This window comes from Rickettsia tillamookensis (genome assembly GCF_016743795.2).
Taxonomy (GTDB): Bacteria; Pseudomonadota; Alphaproteobacteria; order Rickettsiales; family Rickettsiaceae; genus Rickettsia; species Rickettsia tillamookensis.
Genome location: NZ_CP060138.2, coordinates 1,389,327 through 1,414,753, shown reverse-complemented (window position 1 = coordinate 1,414,753; position 25,427 = coordinate 1,389,327). Strand labels below are relative to the sequence as shown.

The window sequence follows — 25,427 nt, the reverse complement described above, 5'->3', positions numbered from 1 at the left end:
TAGTATTTAATTTAGTATTAATTATAGGTCTAATAATGGAACATATTTATGCAAATCTAACAGTTAGTATCTCTGAATTTAAAAAAAGTCCTACCGCATTATTAGATAAGGCAAGCGGTGAGCCTGTTGCCTTATTAAATCATAATAAACCGACTGCTTATTTAATTTCCGCTGAATTATATGCAAGAATCATTGAAGCTTTAGATGATAATTATTTATTAGAGCTTTCTAAAACTAGATTAAAAGATAAAAAGGAAGCAATCAAGGTTGATATAAATGACTTATAGTCTAGAATTTATTCCTATTGCCAGAAAAGAATGGGATAAGTTAGGTTCTACAATAAAAGAGCAGTTTAAAAAGAAGTTATCAGAGAGACTTAAATCACCCCACGTACCCAAAGATGCAGTAAACGGTGGAAATAACTTATATAAAATAAAGTTGAGGTCAGTCGGTTACCGACTAGTGTATGAAGTAGATGATAAGCGTATAATAGTACTTGTACTTGCTATTGGAAAAAGAAATCGGAATGAAGTGTATAACAAATTATTTTCTCGTATTTAATTTCTTAGTATCATATATGTAAATGAACATAATATCGCCATATGAATAAAAAGCTTATCTTATTTTTTAGTATAATATCATTATTGTTATGTTCTACAGTCTTTGCACAGACACGAGTAGAATTACCGCAAAAACTAAAAAATTTTATTAAAAAGCTCGAATTGCAAAAAGACGAATTACAAGGAGGAGCAATTGCAATTTTATACAAAGGTGAAGTTATTTATAAAACAACGTTTGGAAATCAAAAAGGTAATAGCGGAGTTATTACGGATAAAACTTTATTTCCGTTAGCATCGGTTTCAAAAGCTGTTTCAGCAACGGCAATTGCATTAATGGTAGATCAAGGAAGTTTAGATTTTGATGAAAAATTCAAATTACCATACTTAAAAAATACTATTAGTCTTAATAATATTTTAAGCCATACAACAGGTTATCAATTCTCAGGAAATATTGAAATTGAGCAAGGAATGAGTCGCTCAAAGCTTTTAACGCTGCTAAAAAAACAACAAGCTAGTTGTAAACCCGGACAATGTTATAAATATAGTAACACTGTTTTCAGCTTGCTTGAAGAAGCTTTAAATTGTAAAAAATCAAGCTTAAATGCTGCAATAGATAATTTGCGTACAACGCTTAAAACGCAAGATATACAAATATTACCGCTAGAGCCGAATATACAACTTGCTTATCCGCATTCTAAAGCAATAATAGACGGACAAGAGGTAATAACATTACTGCCGTTTCCGCCTTATTACCCAAAGACGGTACCTGCATCTGCCGGTATTTTTGCATCGATAGATGGAATGATTGAAATATTCAAACTTAGTTTTGGTTATAAACCGAATCTTATTTCTAAAAGTACTTTAGATCGTATGTATAAAATAGTAAAATCAAACAAAGATGTTTTTGGATTTAAATGGCAACCGATTTGGCCTATTGATCAAAAAATGATCGAGTCATATTATGCTCTTGGATGGCGTATTCTTAAAGTAAAAGGACGCTCAAATAAGGATTTAATTTTTCACTCAGGCTATATTAACGGTATTAATTCTTTTATTGGTTTTATACCCTCAGAAGAACTTGGAATTATTATTCTAGTGAACCAAGAAGGTAGTTTTCCACTTAAAAATGGGCTGGGACTTTGGTTTGATTATATAGATTAAAAAAGTTATATTATATGAATAAAAAACTTATAAAAATAAGTTTTATAATTTGCAGCACCGTAATTGTAACCGGTTTATTATACAAATATATCAATCAGCATTATCCGAAATTTTTTAAAGAACCGCAAAATATAGGAAGTTTTTGTGCGTCGTTATTAATATTATTTAGTATAATTTACAGTACTATTAGCCAAAATGAAGTGCGTAAATTTTGTTTGCAATTAGCAATGTGGGCAGCAATTTTTTTAGTTATAATAACCGGTTATGCTTTTAGGTTTGAGCTGAACTATGCTTATCATAGGGTAATGTCTGCTTTAATTCCATCATATAAATGGTCTACCGAAGTCGGAGAAATTATTATAGCTCGTAGCGGGGACGGGCATTTTTATATCAATGCTTTTGTAAATAACGTTAAGATAAAATTTATGGTAGATACTGGTGCAAGTGATATAGCTTTAACTAAAGAGGATGCTCAAAAATTAGGCTTTGACTTAACTAAATTAAAATATACTAGAACTTATCTAACAGCTAACGGCGAAAATAAAGCTGCCCCTATAACCTTAAATAGTGTAGTAATCGGTACGGAATTTAAGAACATCAAAGGACATGTAGGTCTAGGTGACCTGGATATTTCACTGCTTGGTATGTCGCTACTTGAGCGTTTCAAAGGTTTCAGAATTTATAAGGATTTATTGATTTTGAATTATTAGACTTCATCGTCATTGCGAGATTGTGAGGGTTTTGTTGCATGGACACCCAAACCGTCATTGCGAGGAGCGAAGCGACGTGGCAATCTTGTCAAGCATCCTGAGATTGCTTCGTCAAAACTTGCAGTTTTTCCTCGCAATGACGATTTTAAACCATAAACGCCTTATTAAAACGGCATTTTGAAACCAGGCGGTAAGCTCATACCGTTTAAAGCTCCTGATAAAGAATTTTGAGAATCTTCATCACATTTTTGTTTAGCATCGTTAAAAGCAACTTTAATTAAATCCTCAAGCATTTCTTTTTCTTCTGGTTTTAATAAAGATTCATCAATTGTAATCTTTTCAACTTCACCTTTGCCTGTTGCAATAACCTCAACGAGCCCGCCGCCGGCTTTACCGGTATATCTTGCATTTGCCATTTGCTCTTGAGCTTCTTGCATTTTCTTTTGCATTGATTGGGCTTGCTTTAAAAACTGATTAAAATTTACCATAATTCTATCCTTTAATTTTTAAGTAATATATCTGAAATTGTTACATTAGGAAAATGTTTTTTAATTAAACCAAAATCATTACTTACTTCAATCTTACCTATTAACTGATTCTTTAAATTTTGCTTGCTCTGTTCCTTTATGATTACTATCTCAAGCTTTTCTTTAGTAAAAGCAGCTAACAAATCTTCTATTTGTTTTTTTATTTTGCTTGTAACTTCAAGGCTTACGAGTTCTAATCTATTATCACTGAGATTTTTAAGTTCTGTGTTATTAAGCAGGAAGTAATATATATCTATCTCATTATTTTTATATAGATATTCAAGAAAATCTACAATTTCAAAATTTTTTTTTATTTCTGGATTAATTGGTTGATTTAAATTTTGATTATTACCGTCAAAATCTGCAAGCAAGGGTAGCGATGTCGAATATATAGATTTTATAACTAACATTTCCGTTTCTGTTAGTTGATTATAGGAAATTTTTATTTCTCCTACTCCCTTATTATATATTTGCCATAAGATTGATAAATACGGCAAGTTGGTTGTATCTAGTAGGTTTTTAGTTCTATCATTAAACGATTCATATATCGGCAAACTATAATTAGGTAACATTTTTACTTTATTAAGATAAGCAATAAAATCTGCTACCGATTCTATAAAAATCTCAAGATTAACCGAAGAACCGTAAAGTTTATTTATTAAATTTATAGCTTTTTCCGTCTCTCTGTGGATAATACATTCGACAAATTCTATTATAACCGAACTATCAACAAGCCCAAGCATTTGATTAATTACTTGAGGGCTAATTATATTATCGGATTTCGCCGACATACTAGCTGCTTGATCTAAAATAGATACTGCATCACGTGCCGACCCTTCAGACTTATGAGCTATAATTCTAAGGGCCTCTATATCGGTTTTTAAATTTTCCTGCTTAGTTATATATTCAAGTAGCTTAAAAATCTCTTCAAAACTCAACCGCCTTAAATCATAACGTTGACATCTTGAGATAATAGTTGCAGGTATCTTTTGTACTTCCGTCGTTGCAAAGATAAATATTATATGAGGCGGCGGTTCTTCTAAAGTCTTAAGAAGTGCATTAAACGCTCCTTTAGAGAGCATATGCACCTCATCAATGATGAAGATTTTATGTTTACCTTGCAGAGGTTTATATTCAGCGGATTCTATAATTCTACGTATATCGTCTACGCTAGTTTTACTTGCTGCGTCAATTTCAATTATATCGGGGTGATTATGATTATTAAAGCTGAGGCAGTTCGTACATTCTTCGCATGTTTTAATGGTCGTGTTTTCAGTAATTAAAGCAGAGCAGTTTACGGCTTTAGCAATAATACGAGCCGAGGTAGTTTTACCGACCCCTCTAATACCTGTTAAAAGATAGCCTCCGGTAAGCCTATCATTTAAAATAGTATAGCTTAAAACTTTGACTAATACCTCTTGCCCCTGAAGCTCGGTAAAATTACTAGGACGATATTTCCTTGCAAAAGGAATATACTGATTAGATGAATTTATATCTGTCACGATTTAAATTTTTGAAAAAAGGAAAGAGGAAGATTTACTCAAAGTATTTTTGAAATTGAATTTTATTTTTTAAGAGTGAATAGCGGAGCGTACACTTAAGTACGTGAGCATATGAACTCTTAAGTAAAATAAAAGAGCAATTTTAAAAAGACGAAGAGTAATGCTAGTAATGACCCACCGAATCCTACTCCGGCTGCTTCCTTTCAGACCTGACCGACTAAACAGGCTAGGTGCCCACTACTAGCATAATTAACATAACCTGTTTATTTTCAAGAAACAATATATTTTTTTTCTATTTCCGATTTTGTTAACCTTTCAGGCGGACCGAATATTTCAGGGTTTTTTAATTTAAACAAATCGTCGGAAAATTTTTGTACTTTAGCTATTTTATCAAAAGTAATAGTGACTATATTATTATCTTCAAATATTTTTAATGCTTCAATTTGTTTAGTAGCTTTATTAAAAGTAATTTCGCTACGCTTTTCCGTTAAAGTATGATAGATAGTAATTTTAGAAATATTTCCTTCATTGATTACCGATTCAAAAACAAAATCCTTGTCAAAATGCTTATTATCTTCTAATAAAAAATTAAATGTATTTTCGCTTCTATTAATACGGCTTACTTGCTCCATATCATAATCATACATCGATACGAAATTTTTAGTACCTATTATAACTAAAGGGAAAGGAGGATAATAATTACATCTAAAATTATAAGGTTTGTGGATTAGTAATTTTCCTTTAACTATTTTACTATGCGAATCTTCTTGAGTAAAATCTATAGCAACCGATTTTATCGTATGTAGATAAGTTTTTAGCTCCGAAATAGCTGTTTTATCATCTGTCCCAAATGCTAAGCTTGAATTCACAAAAAGATAAATAATAATTAGAAAAAATATTTTTTTCATTTTCGTTGTTTTATATTTTAAATTATGTTTAAAATACCTTATGTATTCAGTTAATGCAAAATATAATTAATATTTATGAAAATCGTTGCTTTAAAAGAAAAAGCCAAGCATGAAACACGAGTTGCTATAACGCCTGAAGTAGCAGGATTGCTAGTAAAAAAAGGCTATGCGGTTACGGTAGAAAAAGATATAGGGCTTCATGCCAGTTTTCTTGATGAAGAATATGTTGCTCTAGGTGCTAAAATATCTTCGGTACCACTCGAAATTATTTCCGATGCCGAGATTATATTAAAGGTACAACCTTCATCCGTTACGGATAAATATGGTGAGCTTGAATTTGCAAAAAAAGGAGCAATTATTGTAGGATTATTATCGCCTTATTTAAATCATGAATATATAAAAGCGGCAGCTAAAAAAAACCTTACGACTTTTGCTATGGAATTCGTTCCAAGAATTACTAAAGCTCAAAATATGGACGCTTTATCTTCTCAAAGTAACTTAGTAGGCTATAGAGCGGTAATTGAAGCAAGCTATCATTACACAAAGGCTTTTCCTATGATGATGACGGCAGCAGGGACGATTTCACCGTGTAAAACTTTGGTGCTTGGTATCGGTGTTGCAGGACTCCAAGCTATTGCAACGGCAAAAAGACTCGGTAGCATTGTTGCAGGATATGATGTGAGGGCTGCTACTAAAGAGCAGGTAGAAAGTTTAGGAGCTAAGTTTGTTTCACCGGAACTACAAGAAGATTTGCAGGATAAATCAGGTTATGCTCACGAGAGTTCGGAAGATTACAAAGCTAAACAAGAAGAGTTTTTAGCAAAAATTATTAAAGGATATGATATAGTTATTACTACTGCACAAATTCCGGGAAAAAAAGCACCTCTGCTTGTTACGGAAAAAATGCTAGAATCTATGAAGCACGGCTCAGTGATTGTTGATATAGCAACCTCTACAGGAGGAAATGTGGAAGGTTCAGAACCTGATAAGATCGTTACTAAACACGGTGTTACCATAATAGGTTTATCAAATCTTGCTACTAAAATTGCTACCGATAGCTCAAAACTCTACTCTAAGAATTTATATAATTTTCTTAGTTATGCTCTGCAAGACGGTAAATTTAATATGGATGATGAGTTAGTACGTGATATGTTGATTACTAAAGACGGAAAAATTGTGAGTGAGAAAATTGCTGTCATCCCGTGATTTATTCACGGGATCCAGTTATTAGTATTTTTAGTTGTTTTACTGGATACCGTGGACAAGCCACGGCATGACACCGAATACGTTTTTTGATCCACGCGGGCAACACCACCCAGGAATGATATAACCAAGAGAAGAAATATGAACCAATTACCGATAATGGCTAAACAAGCAGCTGAGATTGCCCATAATACTCAAGAATTATCAGATAAATTAAAAGATTTGATAATAGATACTAGTTGGCAAACAAACACAAGTACTATAGACCCGCTAGTATTTGCTATAACCATTTTTGTATTAGCTTCTTTTGTCGGATATTATGTAGTGTGGAAAGTAACGCCTGCACTTCATACTCCACTTATGTCTATTACTAACGCTATTTCAGGTATTATAGTTCTTAGTTCTATGATTGCCGCAAGTAGCTCTGCTTTTGGGTTTCCCGGTTTACTTGGGTATTTTGCAACGCTGCTTGCTTCTATAAATATTTTCGGCGGATTTATAGTGACAAAAAGGATGCTAGAGATGTTTAAGAGGAAGTGACTATTGTCTGTCTACGTCGTCATTGCGAGGAGCGAAGCGACGTGGCAATCTTGTTAGACCTCCTGAGATTGCTTCGTCAATTGCTATGCAATTTCCTCGCAATGACGAATAAATCAAATTAAAACTCCAGCTCTTTATATTCGACTTTAACTACTTCGTATGATTTAGATCCTTTCGGTGTTGTAACTTCTACAAAATCACCTACCGATTTTCCAATCAAAGCTTTTGCTATAGGAGAGGCGATTGAAACTCTTTTTCTAGTTATATCGGCTTCATATTCTCCTACAATAATATATGTTACTTCTTCTTCAGTATCGTCGTCGATCAAAGTAACCGTAGCTCCGAATTTTATGTTATCTCCTGATAATTTACCAATATCAATAATTTCCGTTCTTGCCGTCATATCTTCAAGCTCTTTAATACGCCCTTCTATAAACGCTTGTTTCTCACGTGCCGCTTCATATTCCGCATTCTCGGATAAATCGCCGTGTTCTCGTGCTTCGGCTATATCTTCACTAATTTTTTTACGCTCTACATGTTTTAAATGTTTAAGCTCGTGTTCTAATTTTTCAAAACCTTTAGCGGTGATAGGAAATTTTGTATTCATAATTATATTGTATAGATTTAGTAATTTTAGTATACTATTTTCAATAATATAGATTTCAGCAAGTATATTTGTAATAGTTAAATTTGTCAAATAAGCCTTTTTAATTATTTTTCACATATCTAAAAACATATTAATGATTCTATGGAAATTAAAGATTTTGACTTTGAGAAAAAGCGTAAAATTTTCCACCTATCGGCTATAATATTTCCGTTGCTTTATTTATTTATTCCAAGAACCGCTATTACGTTATTATTATTTATAATAACGGCTATTACATTATATTTAGATGTAGCACGTCATAATAATGCAAAAATTAGCGAATTTGTAACTAGATTTTTTTCAAAAGTTATAAGGCCCCTAGAAAATAACGGTTCTTTTGCTTTAAGCGGCATTAGCTTTATGATGCTCGGTTTTTTCTTAACTGCTCTTCTTTTTCCTAAAAATTTAGTGATTTGTTCATGGTTGATTTTAATTATTTCAGATTGTTTAGCGGCTCTTGTCGGCGTTAAAATAGGAAATAGCTTAGGTAACGGTAAATCTATAGCAGGTTCTGTTACTTTCTTAGCTTCTGCAATTTTTATAAGTATATTAGTGTATTTCTATTTAGGGTACAATACGAGTTTTATTATTATCATTATAAGCTGCATAGGGGCTACGGCAGCTGAATTTTATTCAAAAGATTTAAGAATTAACGATAATTTATCTATACCGCTTTCTTATTGTTTATCTACCGCTATTCTTTCTTATATACTATAAAATATGAGAGTTGCACCGGAATTTTATGAGTTTTTAAGAAACCGCATTAACATATCTGATGTAGTGCGGCAAAAAGTAGCTTTAACTAGAAAATCCGGTAACTATGTAGGTTTATGTCCTTTCCATCAAGAAAAGACTCCATCTTTTACAGTTAGTGATAGTAAGAGATTTTTCTATTGTTTTGGCTGTAAAGCAGCCGGTGACGTTATAAAATTTACTTCTAATATTAGCGGTTTATCCTATAATGAGTCTGCTATAAAGCTTGCAACCGATTATGGGATAGAGATACCGAAATTAACTGCGAAACAGAAAGAATTTTATGAAGAATCTGATGAAATTCTAAATATTTTAGAACTCGCCAATAAATTTTTCAGGACACAATTAACGCCTGAAATATTAAATTATCTACACGGAAGAAATATTACCGAAGAAACAGTAAAAGAGTTTTCAATAGGCTTCGCTCCGAAGAATAATAAATTTGAAAAGTTTTTTCACGATAAAAATATAGATATTATAAAGCTTGGTAAAGCAGGGCTAATCGGCAAGCGAGAAAACGGTGAAATATATAATTTATTTTCTAACCGTATTACTATTCCAATTAGAAATATTTACAATAAAATTGTAGGCTTTGGCGGTAGGGTACTAGGGGAGGGGCTGCCTAAATACTTGAATTCACCTGAAACTACAGTATTTCAAAAAAGTGAAACTCTATACGGTGAGCATAAAGCGATAAGCAGTAGCTATAAAAAAAATCACTCGATTTTAGTAGAAGGTTATTTTGATGTTATAGCACTACATCAAGCAGGCTTTAGCGAAGCGGTGGCGAGTCTTGGTACTAGCGTTACTGAAAATCATTTACATAAATTATGGCGTGCCGGCGATGAAATTATATTATGTCTTGACGGAGATAATGCAGGTATAAAAGCTAGCATAAGAACTATTAACTTAGCATTACCGCTTATTAATAGTGAAAAGAAAATTTCTTTTATTAGGTTACCAAGCGGACTTGATCCCGACGATGCAGTAAATAAAAACGGTGCTGATTTTTTTGCAAAGCTCATAGATAAAAGAATAAGCCTATCAGAAATGATTTGGCATATTGAGTATAGTGGCAAGAGTTTTAAAACTGCGGAAGAAAAAGCTAATTTAGAGAAAAATTTAAAAGATTACTGCAGTAAAATATCGGATAGTAATTTAAAAGCAAGTTATTACAGGTTTTTTAAAGATCAAATATGGCAAAATTTAGTCACAAAGCAGAAGAAAGCTACAACTAAAAACTCAAATTTGGCTCCTATAATTTCAAGTCACGGCTATTCAGAGCTTGAAATGCTAGAACACGCTTTTTGTGCTTTGTTAGTTAAATTTCCTATAATACTTGAAGAAAAAGATATTAGAGATTTCATCTTAAATTTAAATTTTAATAATAAGTCGCTTGAAGAATTCCGTAATTGGTATTTAAACGAGATTATAGATAATAACGTAGAAGCAAGTGAAATTACTGCAATTGTGGAAAAAACTAGCTTTTTTGATATTTTTTTATTATTATCAAAAACGGATAATTTGTTTTTAGATATCTCATTTAATAAAAATAATATCAGACTGGATTTATTATGGCAGTGGCTACATAAGAAATATTATCTAATAAATTTACAACAAGAATACGCTATTACCATAAACAGTACAGACAATCACGACTTTGAAAAAGTTTTATTATATAAAAAAGAAATTCTGAAGATTGCAAATGAACTTCAAGTTTTAAACGAATCTTTTATTAACGGTATTACTAACTAACAACAGACATCGTCATTGCGAGCGACTGCAAGGAGCGTGGCAATCCAGAAAAAATAATAAAAAAATTCTGTAAATCAGAATTTTTTACTGGATTGCTTCGTCAATTACTTGCGTAATTTCCTCGCAATGACGTGACGTTAATTTATTAATCACACGATAACTTAATTATTTCAAACTTCTTTTAAAAGAAAAAAGCATATAGGTATTTAATGAGCAATAGCAATATAGACAATGATCTAGATAAAATAGATAGTTTACTTAAAAAAGCTAAATCTAAAAAAACACCTGTTACATACGATGAGATAAATAAAGCTCTTCCTCTTAATAAAAATCCTTCAATAAGACAATTAGAGGAAGTTATATTAAAATTTTCCGATGCAGGAGTAGATATCTTAGAATCTAATGAAGATGATGAAATTAAGCTTGATATCGGAATGGATGAAGAATTTAAGCTATCTACCAATGTTGATAATGAACCTGAGGATGAGGCAGAAGAAGAAAATATAGGTACTACCGATGATCCTGTGAGATTATATCTTAAGGACATGGGAGGTGTCGATCTTTTAACTCGTGAAAACGAAGTAGAAATAGCAAAAAGGATTGAGGAAGGACGTAAAACAATGACTGCTTCCTTATGCAGAAGCCCTATTGCTATGCGTTGTTTTATAGTATGGTATGAAGATTTAGTTAATGAAAAAATGTTACTACGTGATCTGATAGATTTAGAAGCTAACATGTTACATGACGAAACACCCGAAAATGATGAAGAACATAGTAGTGAGACCGAAGGAGAAGAGCATGAGGATAATCACTTATCTATGTCTAGAGTAGAAACGCAGATATTACCTAATATCATAGAGCGTATGAAAAAGATTTCTTTTATCTGCGAAGAGCTACTCATTGAAGCTAAAAAATGTTATGAGAAATCTTTTGAGCCGAAAGTTTTACAAAATAGCAAAAAATATAATAATAATTTGGAATTATTGATAAATGAAGTTTCAGAAATACATTTTAATTCTAAAAGAACAGAAGAAATTTTAGGTAAGATGTATGGAATAAATCGTGATTTAATTAATAAAGAAACAGCCTTTTTAAAACTTGCTGAAAAATACGGAGTAACTCGCCAAAATTTCCTAGATGAATATATAGGATCAGTTATCAATGCAGCATGGAAAGAAAAAATGCTGAAAAATAAAAAAGTCGCTTGGAAAGAGTTAATTACTAAGGAATCGGATTATATAGATCAAATGATTGCCGAATTATCGCTTATAGAATCTAATACCGGGCTTTTAGTTAATGATTTTAAAAAACTAGTTAATACTATACAAAAAAGTGAGAGACAAACGCTACAAGCAAAAAAAGATATGATAGAAGCGAATTTACGTTTAGTTATATCTATCGCTAAAAAATACGCTAATAGGGGATTGCAGTTTTTAGATTTAATTCAAGAAGGTAATATAGGGCTTATGAAAGCGGTGAATAAATTTGAATATCGCCGTGGCTATAAATTCTCTACCTATGCTACTTGGTGGATTAGACAAGCTATAACAAGAGCTATTGCAGATCAAGCAAGGACTATACGTATTCCTGTGCATATGATTGAAACAATTAATAAGATACTGCGTACTTCAAGGCAAATGCTTAATGAACTCGGCTATGAACCGACAGCAACGGAAATCGCTAACCGTCTTTCAATGCCGCTTGATAAAGTGCGTAAAGTCATGAAAATAGCTAAAGAACCTATAAGCCTTGAAAATCCCATAGGTGATGATAGTGACGGCGGTCAATTAGGCGATTTTATTGAAGATAAGAATGCAGTAGCACCGATTGATGCAGCAATTCAGTCAAATTTACGAGAAGTTACCACTAGAGTACTTGCAACCCTTACGCCCCGTGAAGAAAGAGTGCTTAGAATGCGTTTTGGTATAGGTATGAATACTGACCATACTTTAGAAGAAGTAGGGCAGCAATTTAAAGTAACTAGAGAACGTATAAGACAAATCGAATCCAAAGCTTTAAGAAAGTTACAACATCCTATTAGATCCAAAAAGCTTAATAGCTTTAGAAGCGGTGGAAAGCGTGGTGAAGGTAACCCAACGGATTTACTAGAGGCGTAAGTATACTCGATGAACTTCAAAAATTGGCTACGTCGTCCTACAAGTACTGCGGTGCTCACGTATTAAGTATACGCTCCGCTCCTCGTCTTGTGGACTTCTTGCTCTTTTTGAAGTTGATCTTCGTATACCTACTCTTCATTTCATAGTAGTATACTCGTTTATCCATTCTTGTTTATCTGTCCAATAAAGACTTTAACGGGAATGACGCAGTAACTCCTTTATAGTCAATTCAGTTGAATTTGACGACAGGCGTGAGGGTAGAGCCTATAATAATAGGCGAAAGGGCGTACAATGTGCTACCTCGTTTAAATCAATTGACTATACTCAAATGATTTCGAGAATTGAATTTTATTTTGAGAGGTGAGCACCCGCAGCCTATACTTAATAGGTGAGGATGCGAATCCTTGATAAAATGAAAGAGCAATTCTTGAAATCAGCAGAGTATATATGTATCGATATAAGATTACCATTGAGTATTTAGGCACGGATCTTGCAGGTTGGCAAAGGCAAGCAGGAGTAATGTCGGTACAGCAGATATTAGAAGAAGCGATTTATAAATTTTCCGGTGAACAAATAGTATTGTTTGGATCAGGAAGAACAGATGCCGGTGTTCATGCTATAGGTCAAGTAGCACATTTTGATCTTTCAAAACATTTAGAACCTCATAAAATTATTACAGCTATCAACTATTTTGTAGGACCTTATGCAGTAGCGGTATGGCATTGTGAAATAGTCCCAAATAATTTTCATGCAAGATTTTCAGCTACCTCTCGTCATTATATATATAGAATCATTAATAGACCTTACCCATCGGTAATTGATTTAAATAGAGCATGGTGGATTAGTTCACCTTTAGATATTCTAGCTATGCAAAAAGCTGCCGCTTATCTATTAGGCAAACATGATTTTACTTCATTTAGGGCTAGTTCATGTCAATCAAAATCACCGATTAAAACTTTAACTGAACTTAATATTGTTAAAGAAGACGAAGAAATAAAATTATATCTTTCAGCACCTTCGTTTTTGCATCATATGGTACGTAATATTGTCGGTAGTTTAGTGCTTGTCGGTAAAAATATTTGGCATGCAGAACAAATTAAAGAGGTTCTAGAAGCCAAAGATAGAAAAGCCGCCGGTCCTACCGCTCCCGCATCCGGACTTTATTTTGTAAAAGCAGAGTATTAATAACTGTGAAAAATATCACAGAATTATATTGATAAACAATACTGTGTCTAAGAGTCTATCAGTAAACAAATTTTAACCGGTAATTTAGTTCTTTTTTGCTGCAAATTATAAGATTTTTTTGAAATATGAATAACTATTCCTACAAAAATCTTATTAATTTTCGCTAAAAAAGCTCCTTAATTACTAATTAAAGTTTATTTACTGATAGCCTCTAATAATAGCAGATCATACTATTTATCTTTTTATTAAAATTTCATTTAAAAATTAATTATTCTTTACAGAAAATAGAATTTATTTTATAATGCACGCCAAATTTATAGGTTATTTATTATGAAAAATTCTAAACCTTCCATTATAGAATATTCTTCTCATATTAACTCTAGCAATAATATAGTAATTACTATGTTATCGAAAGACGAAATAAATAAGTTTAGAACAATTAATCCTACTCTTAAAGCAAATATGATAGTTAAAAATCTTCCATATTTACAAAATGTAAATGCTGCAATAGAAACAATACTTTACCTTTTTAAATATTTAGATGAAGAAGCTGAGAGAATTGTAGAAAAGAAAATCAGCGTAATTGAAATGTTTTTTAATAATTATAAATATGACGAATTTAAAGGGCATGAATTATTAAAAAAGTATAACATACAGCAAAAAGGGAATGTACTATTTTATAACCTCAGTTCAAATGTTAAGAACAGTTATACCTTACAAAATAAATTTACTGTAAAATCTCTTGATCCTATAGAAAATATTTTCCTTAAAGTTCAAGCAATGAGTGAGGCGTTTTATTGTAGTATATTAAACAATCATACCGAAGCAGCAGAAACAATATTAAGCGATATATTCACTAGGGCAAATATATCTTTAACATTAATGCTTAATACAAAGAACTATGCAAAACATAAAGAATGTACGGAAACTCTGTTTTATTTGTTGAAGTTTATGAAAACAGATTTTCAGGTTAAATTTACTAAAGAGTTAACATCTCATATAAAATATTATTTTGGTATAGTAAATGAACTTTCTGAGATGTTAATAAAGAACGATTATTATGCTGAAGCATGTAAGCTTTTAGAAGAAACAATTAATAATAATTCTATAGATACTAATTTTAATGAAGAAGATAAAGGTTTTTGTCTTTATCGTTTAGCCCATATTTATGAGGTAAACGGTAATAATAAATTAGCAGAGAAATACTATAAATACGCCTTATCTTTTTTGCCGAACGATGAAAATATAATGTTCAGCTTATGTGCTAATTATAAAATGACTGATAGACCTAAAGAAGCAGCTAATATAATTCTGAAAATGTCTTTAGGCAATGTTAAATATTTATTGGAAATGCTAAATAATTTATATGAGATTAATAAAGAAAAATTAAATCTTATTAATGTTAATACGTTGCTTCCACAATATTTGTCTATATTAAATTGTTGTAAATATATTGCTAAATATAATAGTTTTTCTGATAAAGAAAGAAGGATTTATAAGGAAGAATTAAAGCAAGAATTAAAAGAAATTTTTAAGTTCTCAAGTGATAAGCTTTTGATACTTTCAACTGCACTTTATACTAAACAAGTTGAAGTAGCTCACGATGTTTTAAAAACTATACCTAAAAAAGATATGCAAATATATAAAAATTTTGCAGTCTTACAAAGCTATCTTGATCCTGATTCTATATTGTACGATGAATCTGAATTCAAAGAAGAAGTGATAGTAGAAATTCTTAATACTGCAAGCACTTCTTTAATAGCAGACGAAAAAACTACAGCTGCTCTTAAGAATATTGAGAAATCTTTAAAATATGCCCCTCAAAATGAAGAAGCTTTAGAAATCGGCGTAGCAGCTGCTTTATTAGATAAGGATAAGGAAAAAGCTCAAGGATATTTAAATCAATTAAGCGAAGAAAAACAACAAGAAATTGCTGTTAATTATAACGCTGAAAATATAGAGAAGCTTATTGAAAAATATGATCCAAAAGAAATACATGCTCATTATCAACGGGTAAAACAACAAAAACTTTTTGAAATTAGTCAAAAAATCACTAATAACCAAATTGTTAGTAATTGGAATGTTAATAAACAGATCATTAAAAAAAATGATACTTATCCTATAGGCAAATATAAAGGTTTAAATTGTTTTGCAAAAATTGCGAAAGAAGTTGAAAAGAAGCTAGATAAGAACCTCATTGATTCTTTTACTCGTGCTATAGAAAAAGGTATTACATATTGCAAAACAAACGTGAATGGAGTTAAATTTTTACAGAATAAAGCTGTAGAGATTAAAATTAACGATGACATGCGTTTATTTACCAACATTTTTTATAAAAATTCTCAAGAAGAACTATTACTAAATTTTGATCATTACGGCAATCATAATGAGGTAGAAAATTTTGCTAATAACCATAAATTAGTAGAAGCACTTGGGGATTTAATTACACTATGATATTAATACAGGTGTCACACCATGGCTTGTTCGGTGTTGTTGCATGGCTCGGTTTTCCGTCATTGCGAGGAGCGAAGCGACGTGGCAATCTCATGAAGCAGTACTAATTTCCTGAAATTGCTTCGCCTTGATTACTACGTAATTCTTCTCACAATGACGATTAGATATCTACGCAACAATACCCGCTCGCAATGATGACCTAAACTAGCACACTATGATACTGTTAATAAACTATGTAATTTTTCATGGATGTTAGTTAGCTTACCTATATCATTTCCGCCGGCTTGAGCAATCGAAGGCTGTCCACCGCCGCCGCTGCCTCCTAAGAATAAAGAGAGTTCTTTTACTATTATACCTGCATTAAATTTGTCCGTTATAGCTTTACTAACCGCAACCGTAATAGATAATTTATCGTTATTACCCGTAATATATACTACTATTAAATTCTCTACTTTTTTCGTTAAATTTTCTGCAGCCTGACGCAATACTTTATTGTCTAAATTCTCTATATATCGATAAATTAGCTTAAATCCTTTTATATCTTCAGCTTGTTTTTCAATCTGCTCTATACTTAAATCTAAACGAGCTAAATGAGTTTTTTCTAACTCTTTCTCAAGTTCCTTATTACGCTCTAGGGTATTATTAACCTTAGTAACAAGTTCGTTTTTGTTAGTCTTTAAACTGCTTTCTATCGATTTAAGTAAACTATCCTTTTCTCTCATTAATTTAATTACGAATTCACCGCAAACTGCTTCAATTCTGCGAACCCCTGCCGCTATAGCACTTTCGCTTGTGATTTTAAAGCAACCGATGTCACCGGTACGTCTGACATGCGTACCACCGCATAATTCTAAAGAAGTCTCACCCATCTTAACTACTCTTACCTCAGAGTCGTATTTCTCGCCAAACAGTGCCATAGCTCCTTGTTTGACTGCATCTTCAGTTGTCATTAATGTAGTATCTACTTCATGATTATCTCTAATAATCTCATTTACCTTATCTTCGATTAAAGTGATTTCTTCATTAGTCACAGCTTTAGAATGGCTAATATCAAAACGTAAATAAGTCGGAGCGACTAAAGAACCTTTTTGTGTAACATGTTTACCAAGCACCTCATGCAGTACTGCATGTAATATATGCGTTGCCGAGTGATGAATTCTTAAATTTTGTCTATATTTGATGTCTATACTAAAATTAGCATTTTCGCCTATTTTAATCTGCCCCTTTTTCAAAATACATTTGTGGACTATAATAGAGCCTAAATATTTTAGAGTATCTATTACTTCTACTTCAGAATCTTTTGCAAATATCCTACCTACATCACCCATTTGACCGCCGGACTCACCGTAAAAAGGTGTTTGGTTGCTAATTAACAAAAATTGCGTGTCTATTTTTTTTATATCATCAACTAAATTATTATCTTTAATTAATGCAATTATTTTACATTCAGCTTCATTAAGCGTATATCCTAAAAATTCCGTGCTACCATGCTGCTCTTTAATATCAAACCACAACTGATCGGTTTTGGACTCACCGGAGCCAAGCCAAGATTTTCTAGCACGTTCTTTTTGTGCAAGCATTTGCTCTTCAAATCCCTTATGATCGACGGAAATATTACGATTTTTTAGAATATCTTCAGTTAAATCAAGAGGAAATCCGTAAGTATCATATAGTTTAAATGCTACTTCTCCTGATAATTCATTACCTTTTATTAGTGTTTCTGTTTCTTCGGTAAGAAGCTTTAGACCACGTTCTAAAGTAGTTTTAAACCTAATTTCTTCTTGTTCTAAGATGCTGCTGATAAAGCTTTCTGCTCTCTTAAGTTCAGGATAAACATTCCCCATTAAATCAACAAGCTTTGGCAGTAATTTATACATTAATGGCTCTTTTGACCCAAGCATATGAGCATGCCTCATGGCTCTTCGCATAATACGGCGAAGTACGTAACCACGCCCCTCATTTGAAGGGATAACACCGTCAGCTATTAAAAAGCTACTTGCTCGTAAGTGGTCGGCAATAACTCGGTAAGAAAATTTGGCTTCTCCCTCTACTTTCACTTTTACTATATTTTCGGTAAAATTAATTATTTCCTGAAATAAATCTATGTCATAATTATTGTTAACATGCTGTAATACTGCCGTCATACGCTCAAGACCCATACCGGTATCGATAGATTTTTGCGGTAACTCTATTCTAGTATCTTTATCGATTTGTTCATATTGCATAAATACCATATTCCAAATCTCGATAAATCTATCACCGTCTTCGTCCTTAGTGCCAGGTAGCCCACCGTATATTTGTTCACCGTGGTCATAAAAAATTTCAGAGCAAGGACCGCAAGGACCCGTATCGCCCATAGACCAAAAATTATCGTTTGTTTTAATCCTTATTATGCGATCATCTCTAAATCCTGCTATTTTTTTCCAGTAAGAAGCTGCTTCGTCGTCGGTATGATAGACTGTTACATATAGCTTATCTTTTGGGAGTTCAAATTCTTTAGTCAGTAAATTCCAAGCGTAATATATGGCGTGTTCTTTAAAATAGTCACCGAATGAAAAATTGCCTAGCATTTCAAAAAAGGTATGATGTCTTGCCGTGTAACCGACATTCTCAAGGTCGTTATGCTTGCCACCGGCTCTAAGAGATTTCTGACTAGTTACCGCTTTGTTATAAGGTCTTTTTTCTTGTCCGGTAAAAACATTTTTAAATTGTACCATTCCGGAATTAACAAACATTAAGCTAGGGTCATTGTGTGGAATTAATGAGCTAGCTGGTACATGTGTATGATTATTTGCTTTAAAGTAAGTTATAAATTTACTTCTAACTTCTTCGGTGGTAAATTTAGTCATGGTAAGATATATTATTTAAATATTATGTCATTCCTGCGTTGATACCGAGTCGTCATTGCGAGGAGCGACGCGACGCAGCAATCTCGTCAAATATCATGAGATTGCTTCGTTGAATTATTACGTAATTCTTCTCGCAATGACGGCTCAGGTAATGCTACCCAGGTATGACTTTGCATATAGTAAAATATAATGAATCATGATTAAAATAAACTTATTTATGAAAAATATTTTTGATTCGATCAAATTACATATTGTTAATTTTGTTACAAAATTAACAATATTTTCTTTCAAAAGAAAAAAGATCGTGGTGTTACTAGGTAATAAAGGTGTATTTCTTAGTACTTTTCTCGATAATAAATTATTAGATAAATTATTTATCCCTACTCAGGAACAGATAGACTTAAATCCTTATAAAAACTTTTTTAGTAAATTTCCAAAAAGCGATATTTATTTTTTACTTGACGGTAGTGAATGTAAGACACGGCATGATCAAATACCTATATTACAGTCAATAGTTAAACTTGATCCTATTGAACAATTTATCGAAGGTTATTTTAATAAAGAAGACATTATAGCACATTGTGTTTACGAAATTACTACTACACCAAGTGAAATTTGGTCGACTTTAATTATGTCGTGTCCATTTGAAACACCTTTAAGTGATATAATTTCATGTATTATAGATAAAAGATCGCTTGATTTAAAAGGAATTTACTTTTTAACGTTAGAGCTAAAAGTTATTATAAATAAAATAGTTCAGAATATAGAAAATGATAAATATAATGATTATTTCCAAATTTGTGTATATGTCTCACAAGCTAGCGGTATAAAATTTATTATCAAACATAAAAATAATATAATAACAATTAGAAATCTTGATTATCCATTCGGTAAAACAACCGGCTATGTTCAAGGTATTATAGAACAAGAAATTAATGATTGTTTTATATTATTTAAAAACTATATAAGTAATCTTAATCAAAGAGCCTGTATAATTCTTATAGTAGATGAAGAGTTAAAATCTTTATTAGAATCAACAAATTTTGAAGATCGCCCTGTAATCTTTATACCGGTTGATAATATACTAAATAAGCAAACTCTAGAAAAAGAAAGATTTATAGATACGAATATTAGTAGGCTGTTTCTAGAATATAAGAGTTTTCCCGCTTATAATAATAATTTAAAATCAATAAAAAAACTAGTTACTATAAAGGATCTGACATTTAAATTATATAGTGCATTACTTATAATATTAATATTAGTGGTCGGTATTATCAAATATAATACAAAACAGAATTACAAAGACATAAACTCCATTAATGAAAAATATTATGCAACAAATCAAGAATATGATAGTATCAAATATAAATATCCTTATATTAAAAATACTACTAGCCTAGCTGATTTATATGTAATAGAAAAATTACTAGAAGCACCGGTACCGCTACCGTTTGATTTACTTAACAGACTTATAATTACTTTAAATCCGGCTTTTAAATTAGAAGAAATTAAATGGGAATTAACAAATATAGATAATATTTTGTTAATTTCTAAGAGACAATTAATAATCAAATTAATACTTAAATATCATACTAATAATCTATCGGTAGATGAATCTCTAAAGATGCTAGATGATCATATGCAAAACGTAAAAAATAAATTATCTAATTTGCAGATAGATTATGTTATATATAAGGATAAAATACTTGATATATTCGGTAAGGTAGTAATTCCTTTATCGGTTAATATAGTTGACGATAAGACGTAATATACTCGATCAACTTCAAAAATTGGCTACGTCGTTCTACAAGAGCTGCGGTTCTCACGTATTAAGTATACGCTGCGATCCTCGCCTTGTGAACTCCTTGCACTTTTTGAAGTTGATCTTCGTATCTACTCCAGAGTATATTGATCCTAAACCGGCACTAATAACCCAAGGTAACAATAATGTTTGAAAAATATATTATGTATTTAAAGAATCTTATATTCTTTCAATTTATTATATATTTCTTCTTTATTTCCTTAACTATTTGGATAATAAAAAATTTCCAGCAAGAATACAGTAAATCTATTCTTGATAAACAAGTTTCACAAGAAAACCTAACAGAGGAAGTTTTAAAGCTTTATTCTGTCATTAACTCTAAAGAAGAAATTTTAGAATCTTACAAAAAATATGTAGATTTAAGCGTTCCAAGTAATGTGAGTTGCTTAAATTATCAAGAACTAATTCCTAAAATAAAAAGCTTAAGCAATAAATATGATTTAGTAGAACCTATAGATGTATCTATAAATTCAGTATTTTTTAAAAATAATGTTCAGGCGATTGAAGGAGAAGGTGAATCGATTCATGTAAATAATTATAGCATAAATGTAAAATATGCATGTGCAGATTTTTTGACTTTTCTAAAAATATTCTCTGAAATTTATTCTTATATGCCTCCTAATACTCTTATATCTTTTGTGCGAGTGCGTAATGAAGAAGTGTTAACGCCTAAGAATATATATAAACTTTCAGTAAATCATGCTCCTAATCTTATTTATGCTAAATTGATATTATATATCAGAGAATTAGCCTCAAAATAAATTACTAAAATGAATAATGCTATAGTACTTAATAACATAAATACTAATTTATTTAAAAAAGATATTGTTAATAATTTTGTCAATAATCTTACGAAATCTACTTGCTCTACTATTGCAAATATGCTTGCTATAGATTATACGCTAAGGCTTAATTCTAAACCGGAGGCTGAAAAATATATTAATAAATGTATTTCTAGACTCAAAAATTATTTAGGTATGCGGGTTATTAACGATGATAATTTTTCCGTAGCATTAGAGTTATTTGCAATAATGATTACTTCTGAAGACGAAAATGAGCAAAATAAGAATAATATTTTAGAGCAATCACAAGATATAATAGCAGAAAATCTTGTAGAAGTTTATTTTGGAGATGAAAAAATAAATAGTACCGAAAAAGAAAAAATTAAAAATATATTTAAAACTCTTTTAAAAGAGAAGAATTTTGACAAAATAATAAATTATGCGGAATCTCATAAAAAATTATTTAAGGCTTCTGTAATATATGCAGTGAAGAAATATAATAATATTGATGAAGCAACAATCTATATAAAGAAAGAATTTAATAAAATATTAGAGATGTCTTTAGCATTTACACAAAAAAGTAATATATTTAAACAAGCAACCGGAAAAATCGCCGGTGCTGTTTGTGCTTTATTAGTCGGAGCAATTAGTGTTGCGACTGCAGGAGCGGCTTTTTCTATCATAGTTGTACCGGCATCGATTTTTGCAGTCAGATATGCCCCTGAACTTGGCGAAAAAATTGGAGGATTAATTTTAAATAATGATAATGCAATAAAACTAGAACAAAGCAATATAGATAAGTTCACGAAAACATTACAAAATGATAAAGAAAGTCTTCTATCTCAAGAAAAAACAAAAAACATCAAACAAAATATTAAAGTTTCTCCTTCTCAAATAAATGCTAAATTAACTAAGAAAGTGGTTAATGAAAAACATAGATAAAGTATACTCGATGAACTTTAAAAATTGGCTACGTCGTCTTTGTAAGTCCTCGGATGCTCACGTACTTTTGTATGCTCCGCTCCTCGGCTTACAGACTCCTTGCTCTTTTTAAAGTTGATCTTCTTATACCTACTCTCTTATTTTGTTTGGATTATATTTTTACTTGAGAATATAAAATATTACTCTTATTATCTTCTTTAAAATCAATAAAATAACTTAATGAGAAAAGTAGTAATATCCGGCATGATCGGCAACGCTTTAGAATGGTATGATTATGCATTATATGCTCAATTTGCTTATATTATAGGGCAGCATTTTTTTCCGGATTCAGAAATGCGAGAGACTTTAACTTTTGCGGTATTTGCTGCAGGCTTTGTAGTACGACCGCTCGGCGGTATTATTTTCGGTAATATCGGTGATAGATTCGGCAGACGTACCGCTTTGGTAATGGGTATTATAACTATGGCAATACCGACTGCCGGGATAGGTCTCTTACCAGGTTATAAAACTATAGGTATTGCCGCTCCTATTATTTTAACTGTTATCAGACTCATACAAGGTTTTTCTTTAGGAGGGGAATTTAGCGGTTGTATTTCGTATATTGTAGAACATGCCTCGTTCGAGCAGCGAGGACTTGCGGGGAGTAGCTCATTCGTTAGTATGTGCGGCGGTATGCTGCTTGGACTTGGTACAGCAGCCGGTTTTTCTTATTTTATGCCTGCCGATATGCTATTTGAATGGGGTTGGAGAATACCTTTTATTGCCGGTTTATTTATTAGCTCCGTAGGTTTATATATTAGAAAAAACCTAGCAGAAAGTCCTATTTATAAAAAAGCTAAGGAAACAGGGCGTTTAGCACGTTTTCCTTTACGAGAAACATTAACAAAATACCCAAAAGAACTAATTATCGCACTTGGTCTTTATATTACCGTAACTGCTCCTTTTTATACTTCTACGGTTTTTATCGGTAATTTTATGCAAACTCTTGGTTATACTAGTCAGCAAAGCACAATTGTTAGTAGTATAATATTAATCGTAATGATGATAGTATTTCCTATATCTGCGTATGTTTCGGACAAGGTGGGGCGTCGTCCTGTACTGTACTAATATGGGGGATTATCTTGTTAATTTTATCAGTCTATCCTATTTTTCTAGCCTTAGGATCAATGAACTTTACTTTAGCTATAATATCTCAAGTAATATTTGCTGGAATTATCGCTATTTATATGGGACCTATCACAACGGTTTTAGTAGAGATATTTCCGACTAGCGTAAGATTTACCGGTGTTGCACTTTCATACAACCTTGCAGCTGCTATATTTGGCGGTACTGCTCCAATGTTAGCAATGATATTAACGAAAGTTACCGGAGACAATTATGCTATTGCATATTATTTAATTGCACTTGCCTTATTATCTTCTATAATTCTAAAATTCTATAAAGAGACATATAAGAAAAACTTGGTAAGCTAATTATGAGTGAAGTTTTTGAAATACCGGGCGGTGGTAAGGTTTTACTACATTGTTGTTGTGCTCCTTGCGTTGGTCCTTTAATGGAAAAAATGATCGATACCGGCATTAAGTTTACGCTTTTTTTCTATAATCCTAATATTCATCCTAAAAAAGAATATGAGCTTCGTAAGAACGAAAATATTAAGTTTGCCGAAAAGCATAATATAGAATTTATCGATGCAGATTATGATCCGCAAAATTGGTTTAGGCGTGCTAAAGGGATGGAGTTTGAACCTGAGCGAGGTAAACGCTGCACAATGTGCTTTGATATGCGTTTTGAGCGTACGGCTTTATATGCTTATGAGAACGGCTTTAAGGTTATAACTAGCTCGCTTGGTATTTCTAGATGGAAAGATATGAACCAAATTAATGAATCAGGAACTAGGGCTGCATCTCATTACGAAGGGATAACCTATTGGACTTATAATTGGCGTAAAGATGGTGGTGCTAGTAGGATGTACGAAATCGCTAAAGAAGAGAATTTTTACAAACAAGAATTTTGCGGATGTGTTTATTCTTTCCGTGATACTAACGATTGGCGTGTAGCTAATAACCGTCCTAAAATCGAGATTGGTAAGGAGTATTATTAAGAGGCAATTAGTAAACAAGTTTTAACCGATAATTTAGTTCTTTTTTGCTGTAAATTATAAGATTTTTTTGAAATATGAATAACTATTCCTTCAAAGATCTTATGAATTTTCGCTAAAAAAATCTTTAATTATTAATTAAAACTTATTTACTGATCGCCTCTAAGATCTCAAATTAATAAAAAAATATTTCATTTTTTTGAATCTTTATATTATAATAATCTAGACAATCTAGCTATATGAGGATTTTATATGAATAAATGGCAGTTACACGAAGCAAAAAATAAGTTAAGTAATATTATTGATATTGCCATGCATGGCACTCCTCAATGTATTACAAAAAGAGGCGAAGACGCAGTTGTAATTATGAGTATAAAAGACTATAAACAACTTACTAAAAAAAAACCTGATTTTAAAGAACATTTATTGAGCATGCCTAAGATAGATAATTTGGTTATTGAGAGAGTGCAAGGAAAAGCAAGAGATTTTGAGCTATGAAATATTTAGTAGATACTAATGTTGTATCTGAAATCAAAAAGAAAAATCCTAATTCTCAAGTAGCAGCATGGTTTTCAATTGTTCATGCTAGCCAGCTGCACTTAAGTTGTATAACCATAGGTGAAATAAGAAAGGGAATATCAAAATTAGTAAAGAACAATAAAAGAGCAAGTCTACAATTAGAGAAATGGTTAGAAAAAATAATAATAGACTATAATGAGAGAATTCTTAATATTGACAAAGAAATATGTGAAGAATGGGGTGAATTAATGAGTATAGACGGTACTAATGCAATTGATACTTTAATAGCAGCACAAGCAAAACAAAATAATATGATATTAGTTACTAGAAATACAAAACATTATAATATGTTTAACATTAAAATATTTAATCCTTTTGACTAATCAAAATTTCT

General features: G+C 31.6%; 22 protein-coding genes, 1 other RNA gene and 2 pseudogenes. 19 read left to right on the top strand and 6 right to left on the bottom strand.

Features of this window, described 5'->3' with window-relative positions:
- The first annotated feature begins 35 nt into the window (after nt 1-35).
- The 4 genes from H6P87_RS07000 to H6P87_RS06985 are packed head-to-tail and all read left to right on the top strand — an operon-like array spanning nt 36 to nt 2,431.
- Entirely contained in the window at nt 36-287 is a 252-nt protein-coding gene (locus H6P87_RS07000) for a type II toxin-antitoxin system Phd/YefM family antitoxin (RefSeq protein WP_202069499.1), read from the top strand.
- Nucleotides 277-561 (top strand): type II toxin-antitoxin system RelE family toxin, encoded by a 285-nt coding sequence (locus H6P87_RS06995; RefSeq protein ID WP_202069498.1) that lies wholly within the window; start codon nt 277-279, stop codon nt 559-561. The genes H6P87_RS07000 and H6P87_RS06995 overlap by 11 nt, the downstream gene beginning before the upstream one ends.
- A gap of 41 nt (nt 562-602) precedes the next feature.
- Nucleotides 603-1,721: a serine hydrolase domain-containing protein gene (locus tag H6P87_RS06990; RefSeq protein WP_246437896.1), complete on the top strand. Its 1,119-nt coding sequence runs from the start codon at nt 603-605 to the stop codon at nt 1,719-1,721.
- Between the two features lie 14 nt (nt 1,722-1,735).
- Nucleotides 1,736-2,431 carry a TIGR02281 family clan AA aspartic protease gene (locus H6P87_RS06985; RefSeq protein WP_202069497.1) on the top strand — a complete coding sequence of 232 codons (696 nt, stop codon included), beginning with the start codon at nt 1,736-1,738 and terminating at the stop codon, nt 2,429-2,431.
- 164 nt (nt 2,432-2,595) lie between these two features.
- On the opposite strand, the gene H6P87_RS06980 is transcribed toward H6P87_RS06985, so the two are convergent.
- From H6P87_RS06980 to H6P87_RS06965, 4 genes are all read right to left on the bottom strand, one after another.
- Nucleotides 2,596-2,919, bottom strand: a complete 324-nt coding sequence (locus H6P87_RS06980) for a YbaB/EbfC family nucleoid-associated protein (protein ID WP_011271665.1) — start codon at nt 2,917-2,919, stop codon at nt 2,596-2,598.
- 11 nt (nt 2,920-2,930) lie between these two features.
- Nucleotides 2,931-4,460: a DNA polymerase III subunit gamma/tau gene (dnaX, locus tag H6P87_RS06975; RefSeq protein WP_202069496.1), complete on the bottom strand. Its 1,530-nt coding sequence runs from the start codon at nt 4,458-4,460 to the stop codon at nt 2,931-2,933.
- A gap of 155 nt (nt 4,461-4,615) precedes the next feature.
- Nucleotides 4,616-4,709, bottom strand: an RNA gene (ffs, locus tag H6P87_RS06970) — signal recognition particle sRNA small type.
- A 20-nt stretch (nt 4,710-4,729) separates the two neighbouring features.
- Nucleotides 4,730-5,368, bottom strand: a complete 639-nt coding sequence (locus H6P87_RS06965; RefSeq protein ID WP_202069495.1) for an outer-membrane lipoprotein carrier protein LolA — start codon at nt 5,366-5,368, stop codon at nt 4,730-4,732.
- A gap of 75 nt (nt 5,369-5,443) precedes the next feature.
- Between H6P87_RS06965 and H6P87_RS06960 the strand changes: the two genes are divergently transcribed.
- Both H6P87_RS06960 and H6P87_RS06955 read left to right on the top strand, forming a co-directional pair.
- Nucleotides 5,444-6,574 (top strand): Re/Si-specific NAD(P)(+) transhydrogenase subunit alpha, encoded by a 1,131-nt coding sequence (locus H6P87_RS06960; RefSeq protein ID WP_202069494.1) that lies wholly within the window; start codon nt 5,444-5,446, stop codon nt 6,572-6,574.
- Nucleotides 6,575-6,712: 138 nt separating this feature from the next.
- Complete coding sequence (locus tag H6P87_RS06955; RefSeq protein WP_202069493.1) at nt 6,713-7,111, top strand: NAD(P) transhydrogenase subunit alpha part 2; 399 nt, start codon at nt 6,713-6,715, stop codon at nt 7,109-7,111.
- 118 nt (nt 7,112-7,229) lie between these two features.
- On the opposite strand, the gene greA is transcribed toward H6P87_RS06955, so the two are convergent.
- Nucleotides 7,230-7,718 carry a transcription elongation factor GreA gene (greA, locus tag H6P87_RS06950; RefSeq protein WP_202070166.1) on the bottom strand — a complete coding sequence of 163 codons (489 nt, stop codon included), beginning with the start codon at nt 7,716-7,718 and terminating at the stop codon, nt 7,230-7,232.
- Nucleotides 7,719-7,859: 141 nt separating this feature from the next.
- Here greA and H6P87_RS06945 point away from each other — a divergent pair, with 141 nt between their 5' ends.
- From H6P87_RS06945 to H6P87_RS06915, 6 genes and pseudogenes are all read left to right on the top strand, one after another.
- On the top strand, nt 7,860-8,474 hold the full coding sequence (locus H6P87_RS06945; RefSeq protein ID WP_202069492.1) for a diacylglycerol/polyprenol kinase family protein: 615 nt from the start codon (nt 7,860-7,862) through the stop codon (nt 8,472-8,474).
- Nucleotides 8,475-8,477: 3 nt separating this feature from the next.
- The gene (gene dnaG / locus H6P87_RS06940) at nt 8,478-10,265 is read left to right on the top strand and encodes a DNA primase (protein WP_202069491.1); all 1,788 of its coding nucleotides are present in this window, start codon (nt 8,478-8,480) and stop codon (nt 10,263-10,265) included.
- A 25-nt stretch (nt 10,266-10,290) separates the two neighbouring features.
- Nucleotides 10,291-10,378, top strand: a pseudogene (locus H6P87_RS06935) (lytic transglycosylase domain-containing protein); the annotation flags it as partial.
- A gap of 96 nt (nt 10,379-10,474) precedes the next feature.
- A complete protein-coding gene (gene rpoD, locus H6P87_RS06930) occupies nt 10,475-12,382 on the top strand; it encodes an RNA polymerase sigma factor RpoD (protein ID WP_202069490.1) in 1,908 nt (635 codons plus the stop codon).
- A 447-nt stretch (nt 12,383-12,829) separates the two neighbouring features.
- Nucleotides 12,830-13,567 carry a tRNA pseudouridine(38-40) synthase TruA gene (gene truA, locus H6P87_RS06920; RefSeq protein ID WP_202069489.1) on the top strand — a complete coding sequence of 246 codons (738 nt, stop codon included), beginning with the start codon at nt 12,830-12,832 and terminating at the stop codon, nt 13,565-13,567.
- Nucleotides 13,568-13,897: 330 nt separating this feature from the next.
- The gene (locus H6P87_RS06915) at nt 13,898-16,021 is read left to right on the top strand and encodes a tetratricopeptide repeat protein (protein ID WP_202070176.1); all 2,124 of its coding nucleotides are present in this window, start codon (nt 13,898-13,900) and stop codon (nt 16,019-16,021) included.
- 212 nt (nt 16,022-16,233) lie between these two features.
- Here H6P87_RS06915 and alaS read toward each other — a convergent pair whose 3' ends face one another.
- On the bottom strand, nt 16,234-18,870 hold the full coding sequence (gene alaS, locus H6P87_RS06910; protein WP_202069488.1) for an alanine--tRNA ligase: 2,637 nt from the start codon (nt 18,868-18,870) through the stop codon (nt 16,234-16,236).
- 196 nt (nt 18,871-19,066) lie between these two features.
- Here alaS and H6P87_RS06905 point away from each other — a divergent pair, with 196 nt between their 5' ends.
- The 7 genes and pseudogenes from H6P87_RS06905 (at nt 19,067) to H6P87_RS06870 (ending at nt 25,416) form a co-directional block, all read left to right on the top strand.
- Nucleotides 19,067-20,638, top strand: coding sequence for a hypothetical protein (locus H6P87_RS06905; protein WP_202069487.1), 1,572 nt, complete (start codon nt 19,067-19,069; stop codon nt 20,636-20,638).
- Nucleotides 20,639-20,817: 179 nt separating this feature from the next.
- Nucleotides 20,818-21,453, top strand: a complete 636-nt coding sequence (locus H6P87_RS06900) for a hypothetical protein (protein WP_202069486.1) — start codon at nt 20,818-20,820, stop codon at nt 21,451-21,453.
- A 9-nt stretch (nt 21,454-21,462) separates the two neighbouring features.
- Nucleotides 21,463-22,416 carry an RP853 family protein gene (locus tag H6P87_RS06895; protein ID WP_202069485.1) on the top strand — a complete coding sequence of 318 codons (954 nt, stop codon included), beginning with the start codon at nt 21,463-21,465 and terminating at the stop codon, nt 22,414-22,416.
- Between the two features lie 219 nt (nt 22,417-22,635).
- Nucleotides 22,636-23,888, top strand: a pseudogene (locus H6P87_RS06885) (metabolite/H+ symporter).
- Nucleotides 23,889-23,890: 2 nt separating this feature from the next.
- Entirely contained in the window at nt 23,891-24,517 is a 627-nt protein-coding gene (locus tag H6P87_RS06880; protein WP_202069484.1) for an epoxyqueuosine reductase QueH, read from the top strand.
- 249 nt (nt 24,518-24,766) lie between these two features.
- Nucleotides 24,767-25,012 (top strand): type II toxin-antitoxin system Phd/YefM family antitoxin, encoded by a 246-nt coding sequence (locus H6P87_RS06875; protein WP_202069483.1) that lies wholly within the window; start codon nt 24,767-24,769, stop codon nt 25,010-25,012.
- Nucleotides 25,009-25,416 (top strand): type II toxin-antitoxin system VapC family toxin, encoded by a 408-nt coding sequence (locus H6P87_RS06870; protein ID WP_202069482.1) that lies wholly within the window; start codon nt 25,009-25,011, stop codon nt 25,414-25,416. Before H6P87_RS06875 ends, H6P87_RS06870 begins: the two co-directional genes overlap by 4 nt.
- Nucleotides 25,417-25,427 lie beyond the last annotated feature (11 nt).